This is a genomic window from Curvibacter sp. GW821-FHT09D12 (genome assembly GCF_059416245.1).
The window spans coordinates 26102-46808 of record NZ_JBWKOU010000019.1; the positions used below are offsets into that span (position 1 = coordinate 26102).

A 20707-nucleotide genomic window follows, 5' to 3' on the forward strand; every position below is an offset into this window, starting at 1 on the left:
TCAGATGGGGGCTGCCTTCACCAACCCTGCCGCCGCCATGAACCCTTCTCTCAGCCGTCGCCAGACCTTGGGCGACATCCTGCGCCGTACTGCGCAGCGCCTGCCGAACAAGACCGCCATCGTGTGCGGTGCCACCCGCTGGAGTTACAGCGAATTCGACGCCCTGGTCACCCGCCTGGCGGCCGGCCTGGCCCAACAGGGCATTGCCCCTGGCGACAACGTGGCCCTGCTGGCGCGCAACTCACACGCCTTTGCGGCCATGCGCTTTGCCCTGGCCCGCCTGGGGGCCGTGCTGGTGCCGATCAACTTCATGCTCAAGGCCGACGAGGTGGCGTTCATCCTGCGCCACGCAGGTGCGCGCACCCTGGCCACCGACTCCGAGTTTGCCCCGGTGGCACGCCAGGCCGCCACCTTGCAGACCCAGGTGCGGCAGTTCATCTGGCTGCCCAGCGAGGAGCCCACTGAGCCCGAACCCGACATGCTCGATTTCGACCACCTGGCGCGCTGTGACGCAACGCTTCAGGCCACTGGCCCCGACAGCACCGATCTGGCCCAGATCGTCTACACCAGCGGCACCGAGTCCAGCCCCAAGGGCGCCATGCTGACCCACGATGCGGTGTTGTGGCAGTACGTGAGCTGCGTGATGGACGCAGCCATTGCCCGCGACGACCTGATGCTGCATGCCCTGCCGCTGTACCACTGCGCCCAGCTAGACGTGTTCTTCGGGCCCGCCATTTACGTGGGCGCCACCAACATCATCACCGGGCGGCCAGTCGCCGATCGCTTGCTGGACCTGATCGAAACCCACCGCATCACCAGCTTCTTTGCCCCGCCCACGGTATGGATTGCCCTGCTGCGCTCGCCCGCCTTCAGCGAACAGCGGCTGGCCAGCCTGGCCAAGGGCTATTACGGCGCCTCGATCATGCCAGTGGAGGTGCTCAAGGAACTGGCCCAGCGCCTGCCGCGCGTGCAACTGTGGAACCTGTATGGCCAGACCGAGATCGCGCCCCTGGCCACCATGCTGGGCCCCGAAGACCAGCTGCGCAAACCGGGCTCGTGCGGGCGCGCCGTCACCAATGTGGAGACCCGGGTGGTCGATGACCAGATGCGCGATGTGGCCGCCGGCGAGGTGGGCGAGATCGTGCACCGCTCGCCGCATCTGATGCTGGGCTACTTCCATGACGAAGAACGCACCCGGGCCGCCTTTGAGGGCGGTTGGTTCCACAGCGGCGACCTGGCCACGGTGGACGCCGAGGGCTACATCACGGTGGTCGACCGCAAGAAGGACATGATCAAGACCGGTGGCGAAAACGTGGCCAGCCGCGAGGTCGAAGAAACCATCTACCGCCTGCCCCAGGTCAGCGAGGTGGCAGTGGTAGGCCTGCCCGACGCCCGCTGGGTCGAGGCGGTGACCGCCGTGGTGGTGGTGAAGGCCGGCCTGGCCCTGAATGAGGCTGAGGTGATGGCCCATTGCAGCGCCCACCTGGCCGGCTTCAAATGCCCCAAGCGCGTGGTGTTTGTCGAGGCCCTGCCCAAGAACCCCAGTGGCAAGCTGCTGAAGCGGCAATTGCGCTTGGAGTTGAATGAGGCAGGCGCCGGCTAGACGCTGCATCTTGTCGGCGACACGACTTGAATTTGACACCCCTGCACAAGGGGCTTTGATATTGCATGTTGCAAATTCAACTCCACCATGATGCAATTGCATCATCATAAGGAGAACCCTGGATGTCCAGCCTGACCTCAAAACGCCCCTCAACGAGAGCCGAGCAGCGTCTACAAGACTACAGGGCGCTCATGGCCATCATCGTCTCTGGCGGGCACGGAACGGCCTGCAAAGAGTCTGAATCCTCTGGTTCGACTTTCCGGCTTCCGGATCTGGATGCTCTGATCACGGTGAATTCGATCCCCGCAACCACAGCCCATTGCATCGTGCGTCAGGGGATCCCCAGTCGCTCCTTGGTTGCGCTCGGTGAGTACTTGGGGATTGGCAAAGGGGCCCTGGCCGAACTGGTAGATCTGGACAGAGCCACGGCGTTCCGAAAGGTGGCCGTGGAGAAGCCCCTTCCGATGCATGCCGCTGAGAGCGTGCTGCGCCTGCTGGAGTTGAACCAACTGGCCGAGGACACTTTTGAGAGCCCGGAGGAGGCGGCGGCGTGGTTGCGTCGCGGCCATCCGATGTTGGGCGGTGAATCGCCCTTGGATTGGGCAAGGACGGCCTACGGGGCTGAGCGCGCGAAGGAAATACTGATCGCTGTGAAGTACGGCGGTGCAGTTTGACCTCGGTGTTTCGCATCGGCTTCTGCAGAGCCCCTGTCCCCGCCTTACCCGTGTTGCTTGCGGAGTTGGGTCTTGGTTCTACCCTGGCCAACGGACGCTGGCACACCCGAGGCCCGCTGCAGATGGTCTACGCCGGTAGCACCCGCTCCCTGTGCCAGCTGGAAATGCGAGTCCATGCCAACGGGTCCAATCCCAAGAATCAGGTTCTGATGCGTCTGGATTTGCCTGCAGGAGCCGAGCTGCCAAGCGTGCACGATTTAGGACTGCACGGCGATTGGCGCAACAACGAGGCGGCGACACGCGCCATCGGTGACCACTGGCTTGCTGGAGGGCTCTCTCTCGGTCTGTGGGTCCCTTCGTTTGTGGAGCCGAGAGAATTCAACCTGCTCATCAATCCCCAAGTGCCCGCCTACGCGAGCATCGTGGTCGATATCGAACGCAACCCCTTCGTTTTCGACCCCCGCCTCTTCTCTGGGTCTTGATGTGAGCTGCAGCGCTACCGTTTGACCTCAATCGGTCAACCTCGGATCAAGCCTCACCCCGGCAACTCCATCCGATACCCCACCCCATACACCGACACAATGCCCGAGCCCTCAGGGCGCAGGCGCTCGATCTTCTTGCGCAGGTTCTTGATGTGGCTGTCGATCACCCGGTCGCTCACGTCGCGCAGGTCGCCCTCGTGCACCTCATCAAGCAGGCGGCTGCGCTCCAGCACCTGGCCGGGGCGCGACAGCAACAAGCGCAGCAGGCGAAACTCAACCGCAGTCAGGCCCAGGGGCTGGCGCTGCCAACGCACCTGCAGGGCCGACTCGTCCACCACAAAGCCCTGTTCGGGCGGCCAGGCCGCCTGGGCCAGTCGACCTTCGGCGCGGCGCAGCAAGGCATTCAACCGGGCCACCACCTCGCGCGGGCTGAAGGGCTTGCAGACATAGTCGTCAGCGCCGGTCTCCAGGCCTTCCAGGCGATCGATCTCGTCGACACGGGCCGTGATCATCATCACCGGCACGTCGGAGAAAGCACGCAGCTCGCGGCAGACCGACAGGCCGTCCTGGTCGGGCAGCGTGAGGTCCAGCAGCACGGCCGAGGGCTGCAGCTCGCGAACACAGGGGCAGACCTGCCGCCCCTCCGACAACCAGACCCCCCGGAAGCCCTGGGCCCCCAGGTAATTGCTGAGCATGTCGGCGATCTTGAAGTCGTCCTCCACCACCAGCACGGTGCGTTTCGGGGCAGAGACTGGGGGGGCGGCAGGGGTTGACATGACGGGGTTAGGAACTCAGGCGGGTTGACGGGGCAGTTCGATGTCCATGCGCAGGCCGCCCAGCGGGCTGAGGCTGGCCGCGATGCGGCCCTGGTGGGCCTTGACGATGGCCTGGGCAATGGCCAGGCCCAGGCCGCTACCGGCCGAGCCTGGGCGCTGGCGCAGGCGGGCGCCCTCGGTGCGAAACAGCGGCTCAAACAGGCGGTGCAACTGTTCGGGCGCCACGCCCGGGGCACTGTCTTCGACGATGAAACGCACGCCCAAGGCGCTGGCCTCACAGCGCAGACGCACCAGGCCGGGTGCATCGGTGTAGCTCAGACTGTTGTCGATCAGGTTGGCCAGCATCTGCTCGATGCGGCCCAGGTCCCAGCACACGGCAATGGGCTCGTCCAGCACCAGCAGTTCCAGACGCAGGCCCTGGCGCGCTGCCTGCCCCTCGAAACGGTGCGCGCAGCGTTGCACCAACTCAGCCGCGTTGCCGTCACGCCACACACAATGCAGCTCGCCCATGTCCGACAGGGCCAGGGTGTGCAGATCGTTGACCAGGCGGCCCAGCTTGAGCACCTCTTCGCGCAGGCTGGCCAACACTTCGGGCGTGGCCTGTCGGGCCCCGTCCTCGATGGATTCGAGTTCGCCTTGCAGGACCGACAAAGGTGTGCGCAGCTCGTGTGAGACCTGGGCGATCCAGGTTCGGCGGGCGTTTTCCTGGCTGGCCAGGGTCTGGCCCATCACGTTCATGTCGGCCATCAACGCCGCGATCTCGGTGGCGCCTCGGGGCTTGAGCTGGGCCGTGAAGTCACCACGGGCCATGCGCCGGGCGGCAGCTTGCACCGCGCGCAATGGCGCGCTCCAGCCCCGAGCAATCAGCACCGCCGCCGCCAAGGCCAGCAACACCGTGACCGCCAGGGCCCAGGCCAGGCGCCCGTACTGTTGGCGCAGAAAGACCGAGTCGGCCGAGCCCTCGGCCGGGCGCAGGTTGAGGCTGGCGTAGCCGATCACCTGGCCTTGCCATTGGATGGCGTGCGTCAGCACCTCGTCCCCCGGCGGTGGGGCGGCTCCCGCCAGGCGCCGGTGGTTCTTGTCGAAAATCTGCACCCGCCCCGCCATGCTGCCCGGCGGATGCGGCAAGGGATGCGGCGGCGACCAAGCCTCGGTGGCCGCCTGGGCGGTGCCAGGCTGGACCAGCAGATCCACCCAGCCGGCCAAGCCGGCCGGCAACGAAGAGACGGGCCCGGGGCCCCAGCCGGGCTCGGGCGCCCGCGGGCGCGGCGGGTGAGGTGGGTGAGCTGGGGGAGGCGGCCGCCCCCACCCTGAACCCGGGCCTTGCCCAGGGTGCGGAGGCGGTGGCCGCCAGCCGGGCGCGGGCGGCTCGGGCCAGGGGGGAGGGCCGCCCTGTGGCTGTGGCTGTGGCTGTGGCTGTGGCTGTGGCTGTGGCTGCGGTTGCGGTTGCGGTTGCGGTTGCGGTTGCGACCAGGAGGGTGCCGTGACCGGAGGAGCACCGGACGACGGATCGGCTGCCGGCCGGGGCGCTGCGGGCTCCGGCAGCGGCGGGCGGGGGCGATCGCCCTGCAACAGCAGTTCGTGCTCATCCACCAGTTGGCGCATGGCCTCGGGGGCATGGTCCAGCCATTGCAGGCTGGGGTCTTTCTCTGCGTGGCGCTCGACCACACCGATGAAGCGGTCCAGCTCCTGCTCCTCGCGGGCGCGCAGGTAGTCGTTGAAGCCGTTGCGCAGGCTGATGGCCATCACCGTGCCCAAGCCCAATGTCGAGGCGAGCACGGCCGCCAGCAGCAGCAGCGCCAATTGCTGGGCCAGGCCTAGACGCATGGCGGGTACCGGCGAGAGCGCCACGGAAAGCGACAGGCGGGGCAGGTCATGGCGCAGTGTAGCCGTCGCTCAGGGTGCCCAGAAACACCACCAGGTCATTGATCTCGGCCGGGGTCAGCACGGGCCCCTGGGCCGCACGGCGGTTGAACGGTGGCCGCTGGGTTTCGAGGTTGGCCTGGTAGGTGGCCGGCAGGTCATTCGGCACACCGCTGGGGCCGTACCAGTGCTGCGGGTTGCTGACGCGGGTCGAATAGAAGGCCACCACATCATGCAGGTCGCTGAAAAAGCCGTTGTGCATGTAGCGCTGGCGCAAGGCCACATTGCGCAGCGAGGGCATGCGGAACTTGCCACAGAGGCTGGCCACGTCCACGCCGACCGGCGGCGTGGGGGCGGCGCGCTTGGGGCCGCACAGACCCAGATCGAAGAACGCCGGGTTGGCATTGGCCGGGATGGCCGGGTTGCGCGGCACGCCGGTGGCCATGTAGCTGAAATCGGTGAAGGGGGAATCCAGCGGATTGCCGGTCGCGGGGTTGGCCCGATGGCAACCCGCGCAGTTGCCGCGCTGGCGATCCACGAACAGATTCAGGCCCCGCTGTTCGGCCGGCGTGAAGGTGGCTTGTTGCCGCACGACGGCGTCGTACTTGGAGGTGAAGGGCTGCAGCAGCTGCGATTGCTCGAAGGCCTGCAGGGCCTGCCCGATGGCGGCAAAGGCCTGGGCTGGCGTGCTGAACACCGAGTTGCCGAACTGCGCCATGAAAGCCGGTGCATAGGCCGCCTGGGCTACGGCCCGCACCACGGCGCCGGCGTCGGGGTTGTTCATCTCGGAGGGTTCAAGAAACGGCCCCAAGGCCTGCTGGGCCAGGGTGTCGGCGCGCCCGTCCCAGAACAGGCCGCCACGGGCGATCACCCCCTGCCCGTTGGCGGCGGGCACAAAGCCGAAGGCGGGCGTGCGGGCACTGTAGGCATTGGAGAGCGAGTTGCGCAGACCGATCGAGCCCGGCAGGCTGCCCACCGCCACGCCAAAATTGCCGCCGTGGTTGTCGGCGAAGCCCTTGCCCGGGGTGTGGCACGAAGCGCAGGAGGTGCCCCGGGGCACCGACAGATTGCCGTCGTTGAAGATCTGCTGCCCCAGCTGGGCCAAGGGCGACAAGGGCGACAAGGGCGACAAGGGCACGGTGGCACGGGCCGTGACCGTCACCGGGGCATCCAGGGCGGCCAGGTCGACGGTGCTGCTGGCGGCCAAGGCCCCGTTGCCCGGATCACCGCCACCGCCGCAGGCACTGAGCAGCGCAGCGAGTCCGATCAAGGTGGCCGACCGGGCCAGTTCGCGCAAGGACGATTCGACGGGATGAGGATGCATGGCTGACTCCGTGGAGGATTTGTATCAGCAATGTATCGATCGAATCTGGATGAATTGTGGAGCCAGCTCCGTGAAATCCCGTGGGCCGGTGCCCTCGCCCCGTCGAGGGTTCGGCAACTGAACTCAGGTGCTCAAAACGATGACCCCGATCGGCTCAGGGCCGCAAACCGCCCACCCCCGCCGGCCCCAGCAGGGGCCCATAACGCAGCCCGATGTAGGCGTGCTCACGCATCAGCATCTCCACCCTCGCCGACTCACCGCGCAACAGGGCATCGAACACCAGTTGATGCTGCAACTGGGCCACTCGCAGTTTCTGGTATTCGCGGTCGAGCGCCAGCTTGTCGATCTGGATCGAGCCGGCCGAGGCAAAAGGCAAGTGGTTGTTGCGCGTGATGGCGTCGCCGATCACCTGGCTGCCGGCCGCCCCCACGATGGCGTTGTGGAAGCTGTCGTTGAGCGCGCTCCAGGCAGCCACGCTCTCCAGTTGCAGGGCACCCGGGGCCAGCACCCGCTCGCCCTCGTCCAGGCAGGCCTGCAAGCGCTCGCGCAGCGTCGCATCGAGCCCGCGCTCGGCCAGGCGCCGTGCGGCCAAGCCTTCGAGCACGCCCCGCACCTCCAGCGCGCACAGCACGTCGGCCTCGGAAAAATCGCGCACCACCAGGCCGCGCTTGCCGGTCTTTTCGAGCAGGCCCTCTTGCTCCAGCGTGCGAAAGGCCAGCCGGATGGGGGTGCGTGAAACGCCCAGCGCCTCGGCCACCGCCTCTTCGGCCAGGCGCGCACCCGGCGGAAAGTGCCCATCCATGATGAGCTGGCGCAGACTGGCCACGACACTGAGCGAATCGGCGGACGCGGGCCTTATTGGATCCATTTTTAAGATTTCTTTTGTGTTTTCAGACATTATTTTCTAGAATTGGATCCAATAAATCCAACCCACCTGCGAAAGAGACAAGCAATGTTCCCTCAAGATACCTGGTATGTGGCCTGCACGCCCGACGAAATCAGCGACAAACCCCTGGGCCGAATGATCTGTGGGCACCGCATGGTGTTTTACCGCGGGCCCGAACAGCAGGCGGTGGCGCTGGAAGATTTCTGCCCGCACCGGGGCGCCCCGTTGTCGCTGGGCAAGGTGTGCGAGGGCAAGCTGGTGTGCGGCTACCACGGACTGGAGATGGGCTGCGATGGCAAGACGGTGGCCATGCCCGGCCAGCGTGTGCACGCCTTCCCGGGCGTGCGCCCCTTCCCGGTGGTGGAGCGCTACGGCTTCATCTGGGTCTGGCCCGGTGATGCGGCCAAGGCCGACCCGGCCCTGATCCCGCACCTGGAGTGGGCCGTCAGCCCCGAATGGGCCTATGGCGGTGGCCTGTACCACATCGGTTGCGACTATCGCCTGATGATCGACAACCTGATGGACCTGACGCACGAAACCTATGTGCACAGCACCAGCATCGGCCAGAAAGAGATCGACGAAACCCCTTGCCGCACCCGGGTCGAAGGCGACGAGGTGATCACCAGCCGCTTCATGGAAGGCATCCAGCCCCCGCCCTTCTGGCAGATGGCACTGCGCATGAACGGCCTGCCTGATGACCAGCCGGTGGACCGCTGGCAGATCTGCCACTTCACGCCGCCCAGCCATGTGCTGATCGAGGTGGGCGTGGCCCTGGCCGGCCACGGTGGCTACGACGCCCCCGAGGCAGTCAAGGCCTCCAGCATCGTGGTCGACTTCATCACCCCCGAGACCGAGACCTCGATCTGGTATTTCTGGGGCATGGCGCGGCACTTCAAGCCGCAGGATGCCGCACTCACCGCGCAGATCCGCCAGGGCCAGGGAGGCATCTTTGCCGAAGACCAGGAAATGCTGGAGCGCCAGCAGCAAAACCTGCTGCAATGGCCCAACCGCAAGCTGTTGATGCTCAACATCGACGCCGGCGGCGTGCAGGCACGCAAAATCCTGGACCGCATCATGGCCGCAGAGCAGGCCGGTACCAGCGCATGAACGAAGCCCTGCTGACCCTGCGCGTGGTGCGCAAACAGGCCGCCACCGAACGCATCTGCACGCTGGAGCTGGAAGCACTGCCAGGCCAGACCTTGCCCCCCTTCAGCCCGGGGGCCCACCTGGAGCTGCAGTTGGGCGAGGGGCTGGTGCGCCAATACTCGCTGGTCAATGCGCCGGCTGAGAACCGGGTCTACCGCCTGGGCGTGTTGCTCGACCCGGCGTCGCGCGGCGGCTCACGGACCGTGCATGAGGCCGTGCAGCCTGGGCAAACCCTGCAGGTGCGTGGCCCGCGCAACCACTTTGAGTTGGCCCCATCGGCAAGCCACCACCTGCTGCTGGCCGGGGGCATCGGCATCACGCCGCTGCTGAGCATGGCCCAGCACCTGGCGCACCCTGATCAGCAGGCGACCGGCGCCCGCTTCAGCCTGCACTACGCCGCCCGCTCACGCGCCCAGGCGGCCTACCTGGAACGCCTGGCAGAACCCGATCTGGCCGCGCGGGTGCAGCACCACTTTGACGACGGCCCGCCGGAGCAAAGGCTGGACCTGAACGCACTGCTGGCCCACCCCGAGCCCGGCACCCATGTGTACGTGTGCGGCCCGCAGGGCTTCATCGAAGCCACCCTGGCCGCCGCTCGCAGCGCCGGCTGGCCCGAAGCGCAGTTGCATTACGAATACTTTGGTGCCAGTGTGCAGACCCAGGCGGGCGACCGCGGCTTCGAGATTGAACTGGCGCGCAGCGGCAAGACCGTGTGGGTGGCCCCTGATTGCAGCGCCGCCGACGCCCTCACTGCGGCCGGTGTGCCATTGATGACGGCCTGCCTGCAAGGCGTGTGCGGCACCTGCCTGACCCCCGTTCTGGCCGGTCAGCCCGAGCACCGCGATGCCTACCTGAGCGCCGAGGAAAAGGCCGCGAACCAGCAGTTCCTGCCGTGTTGCTCGCGCGCGCTGTCAGAGCGCCTGGTGCTGGACCTCTGAGGCGGGGGCCGGGCAGCCCCTGGGCTGCTGGCATGGCGCGCATCAAGCCCCCACCATCATCCATCCACGGGGTTCAGCGGCGTTTGCAGGGTCAGCTGATAGAAGGCCAGATCCAGCCAGCGCCCAAACTTGAATCCCACCTGCGGCAAGGTGCCGACATGCTGAAAGCCCAGGCGCTTGTGCAGCGCGATGCTGCCGGCATTGGCGGCATCAATCGCGTCAACCAGGGCGTGCACATCCGACTGGCCTGCCGCTTCGATCAGCGCCTGCATCACCTGCACGCCCAGGCCCTTGCCCCGGTGGTCTTTGTGCACGTACACCGAGTGCTCCACCGTGTACTTGTAGGCGGGCCAGGCGCGAAACGTGCCATAGCTGCCAAAGGCCAGCAGCGTGCCCGCCCCATCCTCGACGCCGATCACCGGAAAGTGGGCTTTTTGCTTGTTGGCAAACCAGGTCTCCATGCTGGCCGGCGAGCGGGGCTGGTAGTCATACAAGGCGGTCGAGCTTTCGATGGCCTGATTGAAGATGTCGAGAATGGCCTGGGCGTGGCGCTCTGGCGTGCACTGGACAAGGTGGTGCTGGGTCATGCAAAACTCCCATGAGGGGCTGGGGTCAGGATGGGTGTCTGGGCGGGCGCGATCAGGGCCAGCAGATAGCGTGCGGGGGCAGCACCGGGGTTGTGAAAGGTGATTCGGGACCCCAGGGTGATGAGCAGGCAATCCCCGGGCGCCAGTGGCCAGCGCTCGGGGGGCACGCTCACTTCCATCACCCCCTCCAACAACCAGAGCTGCTGCTGGGTGGGCGCCTTGCGCACCGGGTTGTCAAACACCACGGTTTCACCCGGCGGAAAGGTCACCTCCACCAAATCCAGCGGGGTGTCGCTGCCCGTCGGCGTCAGGTGGCGCCGCACATAGCCCGAAGCGGGGTCGGTCCAGACCGGCTGATCGGCCCGCCGCGCCAGGGGCTCGGGCGCTGGGCCGGCTGCGGTGCCGGCAAACAGCGCGGCCAATGAGATACCAAACCCATCGGCCATGGCCGGCACCAAGCAACGGGTCAACCAGCACCACTTGGCCCTGGCCGACTCCCCCGGCGCCCCCCTCCGATCTCAGCCTTCAAGTACACCAGCCGTGGCAAGCTGGTGGCTGTGATCACCAGCACCGCCGTGCCGGGCCTGGGCAGCATCGGCCCGCTGGCCGCCAAGCCGGCCACGGAGAGCAAGAGCGTGCGGCCCAAGAAATAACGGCGCAGACGGTCACGGAAGCGAATGTGACGCCAAGCCAAGACTGAGCGGCCAAAGTGCCGTGCTACTTTTCGGTAGACCCATTCGTCAGCATGTCCCGTGCCCCGCCGATCCAATCGCTAGGATGTCGCACCCACTGCGCAGATCGTCTGTGGCTTCGATAGACTCCGTGAAACCTTGACGCTCTATGAGCCCATGATGATGTTCTTGAACCGCAGGCGAGTCTTCCTGGCAGTGCTGTCAGCCCTCTTCTCACCCTTTGGCAGATCAACCGAGGTGAGGGCTGCAGCGCGCAGTCAAACCCTGCCGTCTCGTGCACGCCCCGGGAGCAGCGCATGGCCAGCGCAAGAGAAATGGGCAGACCTTCGCGCGCAAGTCGGTGACGCCCTCATCGAGGTGCGATCACCTCTTGTAGCGTGTGCCGCCAGCAGCGGTACCTCGTGTACAGCGCTGTTCCAAAACCTGAAGAACCCCTACTTCATCAGCGATGAGCCGGGGCTGACGCAGACACTGGGCTGGGTGGATGGCTGGACCTCGATGCCCAGTGTTTATGCCGTCGCGGCACGACAAGCTGCTGATGTGGTGGCTGCCGTTGATTTCGCCCGTCAGAACAAGCTCCGCCTGGTGATCAAAGGCGGCGGACACAGCTACCAGGGAACTTCGAATGCACCTGATTCGCTGTTGGTGTGGACTCGGCAGCTCAGACAGATCCATCTGCACGAGGCCTTCACAGCGCAAGGCTGCGAGGGTCATGCCACCCCGGTTCGCGCGGTCACCGTGGGCTCTGGGGCTTTGTGGGGTGAGGTCTACGATGCCGTGGTCACCCACGGCGGCGCTTATGTGCAGGGCGGCGGCTGCCTGAGTGTGGGTGTCGGGGGCCTCATTCAGAGCGGCGGCTTTGGAAGTTTCTCGAAGGCATTCGGCCTGGCGGCGGCAAGCCTGATCGAAGCACAGGTCGTGACGGCAGACGGCTTGCTCCGGACCGCGAACGCCAGAACAAACCCAGACCTCTTTTGGGCCTTGAAAGGTGGCGGTGGCGGAACCTTCGGCGTGGTGACTCAGCTCACACTCAAGGTTCACCCGCTGCCAGAGACCTTTGGCGCGGTCAATTTCACGGTTCGAGCCACCTCGCAGGAGGCCTACAGAAGCCTGATTGCACTGGTGGTTGATTTTCTTGCCAAGAGATTGGTGAGCCCGCACTGGGGCGAGCAGATCCGGTTCACCGGCTTGACGATCAAGGTGTCCATGGTGTTTCAGGGGCTCACACGCCACGAGGCCAAGGAAGTATGGCAAGAGTTCTTCGACGCATTGGACCGTGCGCCGGAGCTGTACCAGCTTGATTTCGCTCCCCTGAAGATCCTCTCTACGTCTGCCCGGACATTTTTTTCACCCACCCTGCTCAAGCGTGTACTTGGTTTGATTCGGCGCGACGATCGGCCAGGAGCCCCGGCCACCAATGTCTTCTGGCCCGGCGACCAAGGCCAAGCCGGCCAGGTGTTGCACGGCTTTGATTCGGTGTGGCTGCCAGAGTCGCTGCTCCAGCCCGCTCGCCGGGTCGAACTTTTGGACGCGTTGATGAGGGCGGCCTCTCACTGGGGGCTGTCACTCCATCTGAACAAGGGACTGGCCGGAGCCCCAAGCGATGTGGTTGATGCCGCCCGCGACACGGCGATCAACCCGGCAGTGCTCAGTGCATTTGCCCTGGCCATCAGTGGCGCCGAAGAACCCCCTGCGTACCCGGGTATTGCAGGCCACGAGCCAGATGAGGCTTCCGCCCGAAAACGGAGGACCGCTGTCAGCGCCTGCATGGCAGAGTTGCGAAAACTGGTGGGCTTCGATGCGTCGTACCTTGCAGAAAGCAACTACTTCGAGCCCGCCTGGGCAGATGCATTCTGGGGCGAGCACCACAAGCGATTGCAGCAGGTGAAGGCACTCTACGATCCCGACGACCTTTTCATCGTGCACCACGGCATCGGCAGCGAACGATGGAGCGCTGACGGCTTTCAAAAGACGCCCTGGCGAGGGGCGGTGAATGGGGCCACTGTTCAATGAAAAGGCACATCACCTGGCATGCTTGCGTCCTGCCATTGCAATGCTCAATTCAATTCACCGGCACCGTGCCATCCTCGATTTTCAGCCCGTGAGCCTCTCCCTCGGAATAGACCACATTTACATCCGCGTGAAGAACCTGGATGACGAGCTTGATCTATTTTCGGGAATACTGGGGCTTCCCCTGAGTTGGCCTGTCCGCACCGAAACGTTCGCTCGCTATGCATGGGTCAATGCCGGCAACGTCCAACTGGAACTGTGGCAAGCGCTATCCGACAACGACCTTCCACAGGGCACAAAATTACCTTGCTTTGCTGGAATCGCTCTCTGGCCATCCGATATTCAAAACGTCTCTCAAACTCTCGAAGCTCAGGGCGTTGGATGCCAAGCCCTCAAGACGTGGCAAACACCTGGGCGAGATGGGCAGCTTGAGAACAATTTCACCAACTGCCTGGTCACTGATGCGTCAGGTCCTGGATGCCAGGTTTTCTTTTGCCATTGGAATCCACAAGCCCCCATTTCACCGTGGCCAAAAGGCGAATCCACAGCCGAACGGCGCGCGCGATTCGCAGCTGAGTTGGATGCGCTGTCGGGTGGTCTACTCGGCATCCAGGGGTTGCACTCGATTCATTTAGAGACTATCGACACGGCATCGACGGCGAATGCGTGGGCATGCATCGGCGGATCCGTCGGTCTTGCCTCGCCAGGAGTAGGCCTCACGCTATCGCCGGGCCCGGAGCTTCGAATCGCGGCCCTGACATGGCGCGTGAGTGATCTGGCTCACGCCGAATTCGTACTTGAAGATCGCGGCATGGGCACTAGGCCAGACGGCGCCATTCTCTGGATTGACCAGTGTTCGACCCACGGACTGCGTCTCGGTCTGATCGGCCCGTAAGGTGTCCCAATGAGATCCTTCCCGGAAGTATCGCAACTGGAAATTGAGACCTTCTTCAATGCAAGGCTGGTACAACCCATCAGCGCCATCCGCATCCCCACGTTTCTCGGACGCCACCAAGTATTCGAGTTGGCGCCGCTGTAACTGATCGCAAAGATATTGCATGTCTCTCCCTCGAAGAGGCTGCATGCCGAGTGCGAGTCGATGCGCTTTCTGGACCCACGCGGGATACCGGTGCCCAGGCTGATTGACAGCGGTGATGAACTGGCAGCTTGCCACTGGCTTGTAGCAACCAAACTCCGAGGGGGCGCAGCGGACACAGTTTTCCCCGCGCTTTCTCCACACCGCCGAGAAGACTTGGCTTACAGCCTAGGGGCGCTGTTGGGAAAAATGCATTCGATGCGCCCAGTCGACTCGCTGAAACTTCCGCGAATGGCCGCCTCCGAAAAAGCACAGGCGGCGTTGAAGGCCGACCGTCATCGCCCGACCGATGCCCACGAGGTTTTCAACGCGGCGCTCAAGGTCCTGACGGCAGGCCCATCGAACAGAATCCAGCGACCGATCGTGCTGGTTCACGGCGACTTCTCGCTTCGCAATGTGATGGTCACGCTGCCCGCAGAGGGCACGGCACAGATCGAGGGAATCATTGACTTCGAACGGGCCTTCCTGGGCGACCCCATGGAGGACCTGGCAACCTTGATCCGGCGCGACTTCTGGCCTGACCCCGTGTTGATCAAGGCCGTGCTGGGTGGGTCCGGCTCGGCAGAACTCGGGAGAGAACTCATCGAGTTTGAATTGCTTCAAGAGACCGTGCTGGTTCAACTGTTGGAGATCATGGCCTGGTCTGCACTTGATGATCCAGCGTTCTACCAGCGGACCAAGCAAATTGCAGATGAAATTCTCTTCGCCGATGCTTGGTCGTCTTTGGAGCTGTCAATTTTTCGGTGATAGACCCAGACAGTCATGCCCACGCATTCCTACAAGGCGACCTTGTCCTGGTCATGGCGACCTGGCCATTTGATGCCTACAAATTTCGAAGAAATTTCAGTCACGTCATTGACGTCAACTTTCTCAAAGGCCGGCAGACGGGGATTCATCGTTGCCGTAGGTGCGTATTTCGGTTGCTACTGGACAGTGAGGACGAATTGATGTTGATTTCCATGCAATCCGAACCCACCAATTCCATCTCGATCTGACCCACCCTGTTGCGTGAACTTGAAGCTCACGTTGTGGATAAGTTCTTGGTGTTCCTTTCCTTTTTAGGTTGGGGTTGTTGGGCAGAACTGTTCTTGAATCGGTAGCTGTCGTTGCCGGTTTCAAGAATATGGCAGTGATGGGTGAGTCGGTCCAGCAATGCCGTGGTCATCTTCGCGTCCCCGAACACGCTAGCCCACTCGCTGAAGCTCAGGTTGGTGGTGATCACGACGCTGGTGCGTTCGTAGAGTTTGGACAGCAGATGGAACAGAAGTGCCCCGCCAGAGGCACTGAAGGGCAGGTAGCCCAGCTCATCCAGAATCACCAGGTCGGCATACGCCAGCCGGTGAGCGAGCTGTCCAGCCTTGCCTTGAGCCTTCTCCTCCTCCAATGCGTTGACCAACTCCACCGTTGAGAAGAACCGCACCCTGCGGTGGTGATATTCAATCGCTTGCACGCCCAGGGCTGTGGCAATGTGGGTCTTACCCGTGCCCGGTCCGTCCACGAGCACCACGTTGTTGGCATCTTCCAGGAACTCACAGCGGTGCAACTGCCGAACCAAGGCTTCATTGACCTCGCTGTGGCTGAAGTTGAAGCCCGTCAGGTCTCGATAGGCTGGGAACCTTGCCACCTTGAGCTGATAGGCCACCGAGCGTACCTCCCGTTCGGCGGTCTCGGCCTTGAGCAACTGCGACAGGATGGGCTGCGCAGCGTCAAACGCTGGGGCCCCTTGTTCAGCCAGTTCATTGACCGCCTGAGCCATGCCATGCATCTTGAGCTCTCGCAGCATGATGACGATGGCTGCAATTGCTGGATCATGTCGCATGGCGCACCTCTCTCAACTGGTCATAGCGCAGCACATTGGCCATGGGTTCCACCACCAAGCGCAAGGCTTGGGGGGAAGTGACCGGAGCCGGAGCGGGTCGGCCATCGACCAATCTGTGCAGAACGTTCAGGATGTGCGTCTTGCTGGGAGCCCCGGCCTCCAACGCCAGCTCAACTGCTGCGAGCACCGCCTGCTCATCGTGGTGAAGCACCAGTGCCAGGATCTCCACCATCTCCCGATCTCCTCCTCGCTGCTTGAGCAGCAAGGCCTGCAGCCTCTTGAAGGCCGGGGGTAACTCCTGGAATGGGGCTCCATTGCGCAAAGCGCCAAGTTTGCGCTGGAGGACGGCTAGGTAGTGACGCCAGTCGTAGATCGTCTGGCCTACACCGTGGTGATTGCGCTCAATGACCCGCTGGTGCTCGCATAGCAGCTGCCCTTCAGCCGCCACAACCAGCCGACTGGCATAGACACGCAGGCTAACGGGCCTGTTGGCATACGGGGCCGGGACACTGTAGCGGTTGCGCTCAAAGTGAATCAGGCAGGTGGGTGAGACTCGCTTGGTGTGCTCCACGAAGCCATCAAAGGCCCTTGGCACGGGCATCAGGGCAGAGCGCTCCTGGGCCCAGACGTCCGCAACGGTTCCGGGAAGCTTGCCATGCTCAATCTCGTGCCACAGCGCCTGGCAGCGCTGCTCCAACCAGGCATTGAGGTCGTCCAGCGTTGCAAACGCTGGCACCGACTGCCACAGGCGGTGACGAGCGTCACGCACATTCTTCTCCACCTGCCCCTTCTCCCACCCGGAGGCCGGGTTGCAGAACTCGGCTTCAAACAGGAAGTGGCTGACCATGGCGGCAAAGCGTGCATTGACGTCCCGGTCCTTGCCCTTGCGGACCCGATCCACGGCGGTGCGCATGTTGTCGTAGATGCCCCTGCGAGGTACGCCACCAAGCACCTCAAAGGCGTGGTTGTGAGCGTCAAACAGCATCTCATGGGTCTGCAGGGGGTAGGCACGCAGATAAAAAGCACGGCTGTGGCTGAGCTTGAAGTGGGCCACTTGCAGCTTGGTGCGCACACCGGCGATGACGGCCCAGTCCTCGGACCAGTCAAACTGGAACGCCTCACCGCAATCGAATATGAGGGGCACGAAGGTGCCGCGGCCGGTCGTTTGCTGTGCCTGCATCTGCTGGGCTTGCCAGACTCGGGCGAAGGCCGCCACGCGGTTGTAAGAGCCACTGTAGCCCAGCACCTTCAGGTCAAAGTACATCTGTTTGACGGTGCGTCGCTGCTTGCGACCTCGGGTGGACTCGGTCTTGAGCCAGTCGGCCAGCTTGGTGGCGAACGGATCGAGCTTGCTGGGACTGACCCGCTTGGCATAGCTGGGCTCGGCAGAGTCAGCGCGCAGGTACTTGCGAATGGTGTTGCGAGACAGGCCTGTGCGGCGGGAGATCTCGCGGATGGACAGTTGCTCGCGCAGGGCCCATCGCCTGATGACACTCAGTGTTGCCACGTCTATCACTCCTGGTCTCCTGCTGCCTAAGAAAGCAGCAGGTTAGGGTTAATACGTGGATCAGATTTAGATGGAAATCCTGGGGGTTAGTGGGTCACTTCCAGATGGAAATCAACACAGCGGCCTCCAGGCGTTGGGCTGCACTGCCTCAGGGACCGGGTCTGGGTAACCGCTACCCCCCGCAGCCCTTCAAGACCTACGAGGCATTTCTGGCCCGTTACAAACACAACGGCGGCACGACCCCATGACACCCCTCGTGCCCCACAAGCTCCGCCTCAAACCCCACCATTACCTGTTGGCCCTCATCTGCGTGGCCGCCCTCTCCCCAGCCACAGCAACCACCGCCGCCAAGCTGCACCCCGGCGCCCCCTTTCTACCCACCCGGCAGCACTTGCTCGCCCAGGGCTGGCAGCCGCTGGATGTGCACCTCCAGGCCAACGATGAGTTCATGGGCACCGAGAAGGCGTTGCGGCAACAGGCGATTGCCGAGGTGGAGTCTTGCGCCATGGACCGGGCCATCTGCATCTTCAACTACCGCAAGGGGCGCCAATGCCTGAAGCTGTTCACAGAGGGTGAGCAGGTGGGCAAGATGAAGATTTACCGGTGGACGTGGGATTGTGCCCAAGGGCGATGAGCACCGTTTGGCCGAGCACGCCCGGTGCAAACGGCTTGGGTAGAGTGCAGGTGCCCTGCCATTCGCGGGTTGGCAGGGCAGGCAGCCTCGTCGCCCTGCTGATGCAACGGGGTGGGCCAGCAGGCCGGACTGAAATGGCTGCGAAGACCGACCGTTTGGGTGGTGAAGGCCTCTCGCACTGGGGCTCATCTCAAGGCGAAACCTGGCCCAAGGGCCGGGGGCTTTCATCCAAATCAACACCCGCTGGCCACCACAAAATCCCCAAATGCGCGCACCTTGGCGGAGTGTCTGCGGTGGGGCGGGATCACCAGATGCAGTGGCAGGTCTTGCACGGTCCAGTCTGAGAGCAATGAGGTCAGTTCGCCGCTGGCAAGCTCTTGTTCGAACAGGAACACGGGGGCGTAACCCACGCCGTGCCCGGCCAGCACGGCGGCCCGCACCACTTCACTGGCGTTGGTCTGCAGGTTGCCAGCGGCCCGGATGGTGTGAACGCTGCCGGCTTCGGCATCGGCGCCCGGTCCGGCAATGAAGCTCCAGGCATTTCGGGTGGCCAGCTCGCTGTAGACGATGCAGTTGTGCTGCAGCAGGTCTTCTGGCCTGCGCGGCAACGTGCGCCCTTCAGGCAGCTTGCGCAGGTAGTCGCGGCTGGCGATCAGGCCGCGTCGCGTGGTGCCGATGCGCCTGGCGATCATGCTGCTGTCGGCCAGTTCGCCGATGCGAACGGCCATGTCGACGCCCTCCTCGACCAGATCGATAAAGCCGTCGGCCAGCCGCAGGTCGATGCGCACGCCAGGGTGAAGCGCCAGAAAACGCTGCACCAGCGGGAACAGCTTGAGCCGGCCAAACGCACCGGATGCGGCGATCCTCAGCCAGCCCTGCAACTGCTGCTCTTCTGCACGAAGCTGGGCCTCGGCCTCGGCCACCTCAGACACCAGGCGCCGGGCCTGCTCGAAGTAACGATCCCCGGCCTCGGTGAGCGACAGCGAGCGCGTGGTGCGCGCGAGCAATTGCACGCCCAGCGCGCGCTCCAGCCCCGCAACCTGCTTGCTGATCGCGCTTTGGGAGGTGTTTGTTTCACGCGCGACAGCCGAAAAGCTGCCGGTTTCGACGACCCGAACAAAGGTCTGCATGGCCAGCAATTTGTCCATCGAATGGCCTATTTAAGTCCAGATAGGAATGAATTATAGGAATCGAATGGGTCTATTCGATCGGTTGGGATTGAATCAAAGTGCGTCCATCGCAACACCCGCGGTACTCAGACCGGTTCTTTGATTTTCTCTTCAACCCATCACCAAAGCCTTGAGGAACACCCCATGACCCCCGAAACCACCCACCCCGTCGTCCTTGTCACCGGTGCCCTGACCGGCATCGGCCGTGCAACAGCGCTGGCATTTGCCCGCGAAGGCAGTCACCTGGCCATCAGCGGCCGCCGCGAGGCCGAAGGCCAGGCACTGGCAGCCGAGTTGCGCGCGCTGGGGGCACAGGCCGAGTTCTTTCGCGCCGATGTGCGTGACGAGGCCGAGGTCCGGGGCTTGGTCGAGCAGACCGTTCAGCGCTTCGGCCGGCTGGACATCGCCATCAACAATGCCGGCGTTGAAGGCGAGATGGGCCCGATCACGGAACAGGGCGTTGACAACTTCGCCCATACCTTCAACACCAATGTGCTGGGTACGCTGCTGTGCCTCAAACATGAGCTGCGCACCATGCTCAAGCAAGGCAGCGGCAGCATCGTCAACCTGTCGTCCATTGCGGGGCAGGTGGGGGCTGCAGGCGCTTCGGTCTACGTGGCCAGCAAGCACGCGGTCGAAGGCCTGACCAAGACAGCGGCACTCGAAGTGGCGGCCACCGGTGTGCGGGTGAATGCCGTGGCGCCGGGCCCGGTCGCCACCGCCATGTTGGACCGCTTCGTGGGTGGCAGCGACGAGGCCAAAGCCGGCTTTCTGGCCTCGATGCCTGCCAAGCGCGCCGCCACGGTGGAAGAAATTGCTCAAACCATCGTCTTTGTGGCGGGTGACAAGGCCCGTTACCTGACCGGCCAGTCGATCGTGGTCGATGGTGGATACACCGCCCAGTGAGCGCAACCCATTCCTGAATTCCAGCATTCCTATCCTCCCCGAAAGGCCCCCCGCCATGAACACCCTCCAAGTTCCTACCCGTGACCAGGTCAGCCCCGCCAACCAGGCCATCTTCGACAAGCTGCAAAAGGCGCTGGGCTTTGTGCCCAACCTGTACGCCACGTTCGCCTTGTCCGAGCACGCCCTGGGCAACTACCTGGCTTTCCAGAACGCCAAGAGCAGCATCACCGGCAAGGCTCGTGAAGTGGTCAACCTCGTCGTGAGCCAGGTCAACGGCTGCAAGTACTGCCTGGCCGCGCACACCGCACTCGGTGGCATGGTCGGTTTCAGCCCCGAGCAGATCCTGGAGATCCGTCGCGGTGGTGCCTCATTCGACCCCAAGCTGGACGCCTTGGCCCAACTTGTCAAGCAGGTGGCGGTGGAGCGCGGCCACGCCGACCCGGCCTTGGTGGACGCCTTCTTTGCTGCAGGCTGGACCCAGGAGAACCTGGTCGACACGCTGGTCGTGATCGGCGACAAGGTGGTCAGCAACTACCTGCACTCGACCACACAGATTCCGGTGGACTTTCCCGCCGCACCGGCCCTCTGAGGCGGC

The 20707-nt window shown here is 64.0% G+C and carries 20 protein-coding genes; 11 read left to right on the forward strand and 9 right to left on the reverse strand.

Features of this window, described 5'->3' with window-relative positions; translation table 11 throughout:
* The first annotated feature begins 37 nt into the window (after positions 1 to 37).
* From AC07PT_RS23530 to AC07PT_RS23540, 3 genes are all read left to right on the forward strand, one after another.
* On the forward strand, positions 38 to 1603 hold the full coding sequence (locus AC07PT_RS23530) for an acyl-CoA synthetase (protein WP_494658306.1): 1566 nt from the start codon (positions 38 to 40) through the stop codon (positions 1601 to 1603).
* A 122-nt stretch (positions 1604 to 1725) separates the two neighbouring features.
* Complete coding sequence (locus tag AC07PT_RS23535) at positions 1726 to 2277, forward strand: Xre family toxin-antitoxin system antitoxin (RefSeq protein WP_494658307.1); 552 nt, start codon at positions 1726 to 1728, stop codon at positions 2275 to 2277.
* Between the two features lie 50 nt (positions 2278 to 2327).
* Positions 2328 to 2759 carry an RES family NAD+ phosphorylase gene (locus AC07PT_RS23540; protein WP_494658354.1) on the forward strand — a complete coding sequence of 144 codons (432 nt, stop codon included), beginning with the start codon at positions 2328 to 2330 and terminating at the stop codon, positions 2757 to 2759.
* Between the two features lie 53 nt (positions 2760 to 2812).
* Here AC07PT_RS23540 and AC07PT_RS23545 read toward each other — a convergent pair whose 3' ends face one another.
* From AC07PT_RS23545 to AC07PT_RS23560, 4 genes are all read right to left on the reverse strand, one after another.
* Positions 2813 to 3535, reverse strand: coding sequence for a response regulator (locus AC07PT_RS23545; RefSeq protein ID WP_492347772.1), 723 nt, complete (start codon positions 3533 to 3535; stop codon positions 2813 to 2815).
* 15 nt (positions 3536 to 3550) lie between these two features.
* Entirely contained in the window at positions 3551 to 5362 is a 1812-nt protein-coding gene (locus tag AC07PT_RS23550; RefSeq protein WP_494658308.1) for an ATP-binding protein, read from the reverse strand.
* Positions 5363 to 5408: 46 nt separating this feature from the next.
* Positions 5409 to 6722: a cytochrome-c peroxidase gene (locus tag AC07PT_RS23555; RefSeq protein WP_494658309.1), complete on the reverse strand. Its 1314-nt coding sequence runs from the start codon at positions 6720 to 6722 to the stop codon at positions 5409 to 5411.
* A 154-nt stretch (positions 6723 to 6876) separates the two neighbouring features.
* Positions 6877 to 7590 carry a GntR family transcriptional regulator gene (locus AC07PT_RS23560; protein ID WP_494658310.1) on the reverse strand — a complete coding sequence of 238 codons (714 nt, stop codon included), beginning with the start codon at positions 7588 to 7590 and terminating at the stop codon, positions 6877 to 6879.
* An 84-nt stretch (positions 7591 to 7674) separates the two neighbouring features.
* On the opposite strand from AC07PT_RS23560, the gene AC07PT_RS23565 reads away from it, so the two are divergent.
* Positions 7675 to 8715 (forward strand): Rieske 2Fe-2S domain-containing protein, encoded by a 1041-nt coding sequence (locus AC07PT_RS23565; RefSeq protein WP_492347768.1) that lies wholly within the window; start codon positions 7675 to 7677, stop codon positions 8713 to 8715.
* The gene (locus AC07PT_RS23570) at positions 8712 to 9692 is read left to right on the forward strand and encodes a PDR/VanB family oxidoreductase (RefSeq protein WP_492347767.1); all 981 of its coding nucleotides are present in this window, start codon (positions 8712 to 8714) and stop codon (positions 9690 to 9692) included. Before AC07PT_RS23565 ends, AC07PT_RS23570 begins: the two co-directional genes overlap by 4 nt.
* A 56-nt stretch (positions 9693 to 9748) precedes the next feature.
* Here the strand turns inward: AC07PT_RS23570 and AC07PT_RS23575 are convergent, their stop codons facing one another.
* Together AC07PT_RS23575 and AC07PT_RS23580 are read right to left on the reverse strand one after the other, a co-directional pair.
* On the reverse strand, positions 9749 to 10279 hold the full coding sequence (locus tag AC07PT_RS23575) for a GNAT family N-acetyltransferase (RefSeq protein WP_494658311.1): 531 nt from the start codon (positions 10277 to 10279) through the stop codon (positions 9749 to 9751).
* On the reverse strand, positions 10276 to 10749 hold the full coding sequence (locus AC07PT_RS23580) for a cupin domain-containing protein (RefSeq protein ID WP_494658312.1): 474 nt from the start codon (positions 10747 to 10749) through the stop codon (positions 10276 to 10278). Before AC07PT_RS23580 ends, AC07PT_RS23575 begins: the two co-directional genes overlap by 4 nt.
* 378 nt (positions 10750 to 11127) lie before the next feature.
* On the opposite strand from AC07PT_RS23580, the gene AC07PT_RS23585 reads away from it, so the two are divergent.
* The 3 genes from AC07PT_RS23585 (at position 11128) to AC07PT_RS23595 (ending at position 14824) form a co-directional block, all read left to right on the forward strand.
* Complete coding sequence (locus tag AC07PT_RS23585) at positions 11128 to 12984, forward strand: FAD-dependent oxidoreductase (protein ID WP_494658313.1); 1857 nt, start codon at positions 11128 to 11130, stop codon at positions 12982 to 12984.
* Entirely contained in the window at positions 12965 to 13876 is a 912-nt protein-coding gene (locus AC07PT_RS23590; RefSeq protein WP_494658314.1) for a VOC family protein, read from the forward strand. Before AC07PT_RS23585 ends, AC07PT_RS23590 begins: the two co-directional genes overlap by 20 nt.
* A 159-nt stretch (positions 13877 to 14035) precedes the next feature.
* Positions 14036 to 14824, forward strand: a complete 789-nt coding sequence (locus tag AC07PT_RS23595; RefSeq protein ID WP_494658315.1) for a phosphotransferase family protein — start codon at positions 14036 to 14038, stop codon at positions 14822 to 14824.
* Between the two features lie 274 nt (positions 14825 to 15098).
* Here the strand turns inward: AC07PT_RS23595 and istB are convergent, their stop codons facing one another.
* Positions 15099 to 15896, reverse strand: coding sequence for an IS21-like element helper ATPase IstB (gene istB / locus AC07PT_RS23600; protein WP_494658316.1), 798 nt, complete (start codon positions 15894 to 15896; stop codon positions 15099 to 15101).
* Entirely contained in the window at positions 15886 to 17412 is a 1527-nt protein-coding gene (gene istA, locus AC07PT_RS23605) for an IS21-like element ISCsp3 family transposase (RefSeq protein WP_494658317.1), read from the reverse strand. Before istA ends, istB begins: the two co-directional genes overlap by 11 nt.
* Before the next feature lie 247 nt (positions 17413 to 17659).
* Between istA and AC07PT_RS23610 the strand changes: the two genes are divergently transcribed.
* Positions 17660 to 18037 carry a hypothetical protein gene (locus AC07PT_RS23610; protein ID WP_494658318.1) on the forward strand — a complete coding sequence of 126 codons (378 nt, stop codon included), beginning with the start codon at positions 17660 to 17662 and terminating at the stop codon, positions 18035 to 18037.
* A gap of 233 nt (positions 18038 to 18270) precedes the next feature.
* On the opposite strand, the gene AC07PT_RS23615 is transcribed toward AC07PT_RS23610, so the two are convergent.
* Positions 18271 to 19185, reverse strand: a complete 915-nt coding sequence (locus AC07PT_RS23615; protein ID WP_492346123.1) for a LysR family transcriptional regulator — start codon at positions 19183 to 19185, stop codon at positions 18271 to 18273.
* Positions 19186 to 19350: 165 nt separating this feature from the next.
* On the opposite strand from AC07PT_RS23615, the gene AC07PT_RS23620 reads away from it, so the two are divergent.
* Positions 19351 to 20112 (forward strand): SDR family NAD(P)-dependent oxidoreductase, encoded by a 762-nt coding sequence (locus tag AC07PT_RS23620; RefSeq protein ID WP_492346124.1) that lies wholly within the window; start codon positions 19351 to 19353, stop codon positions 20110 to 20112.
* 55 nt (positions 20113 to 20167) lie between these two features.
* Positions 20168 to 20701, forward strand: coding sequence for a carboxymuconolactone decarboxylase family protein (locus AC07PT_RS23625; protein WP_494658319.1), 534 nt, complete (start codon positions 20168 to 20170; stop codon positions 20699 to 20701).
* Positions 20702 to 20707: the final 6 nt, after the last annotated feature.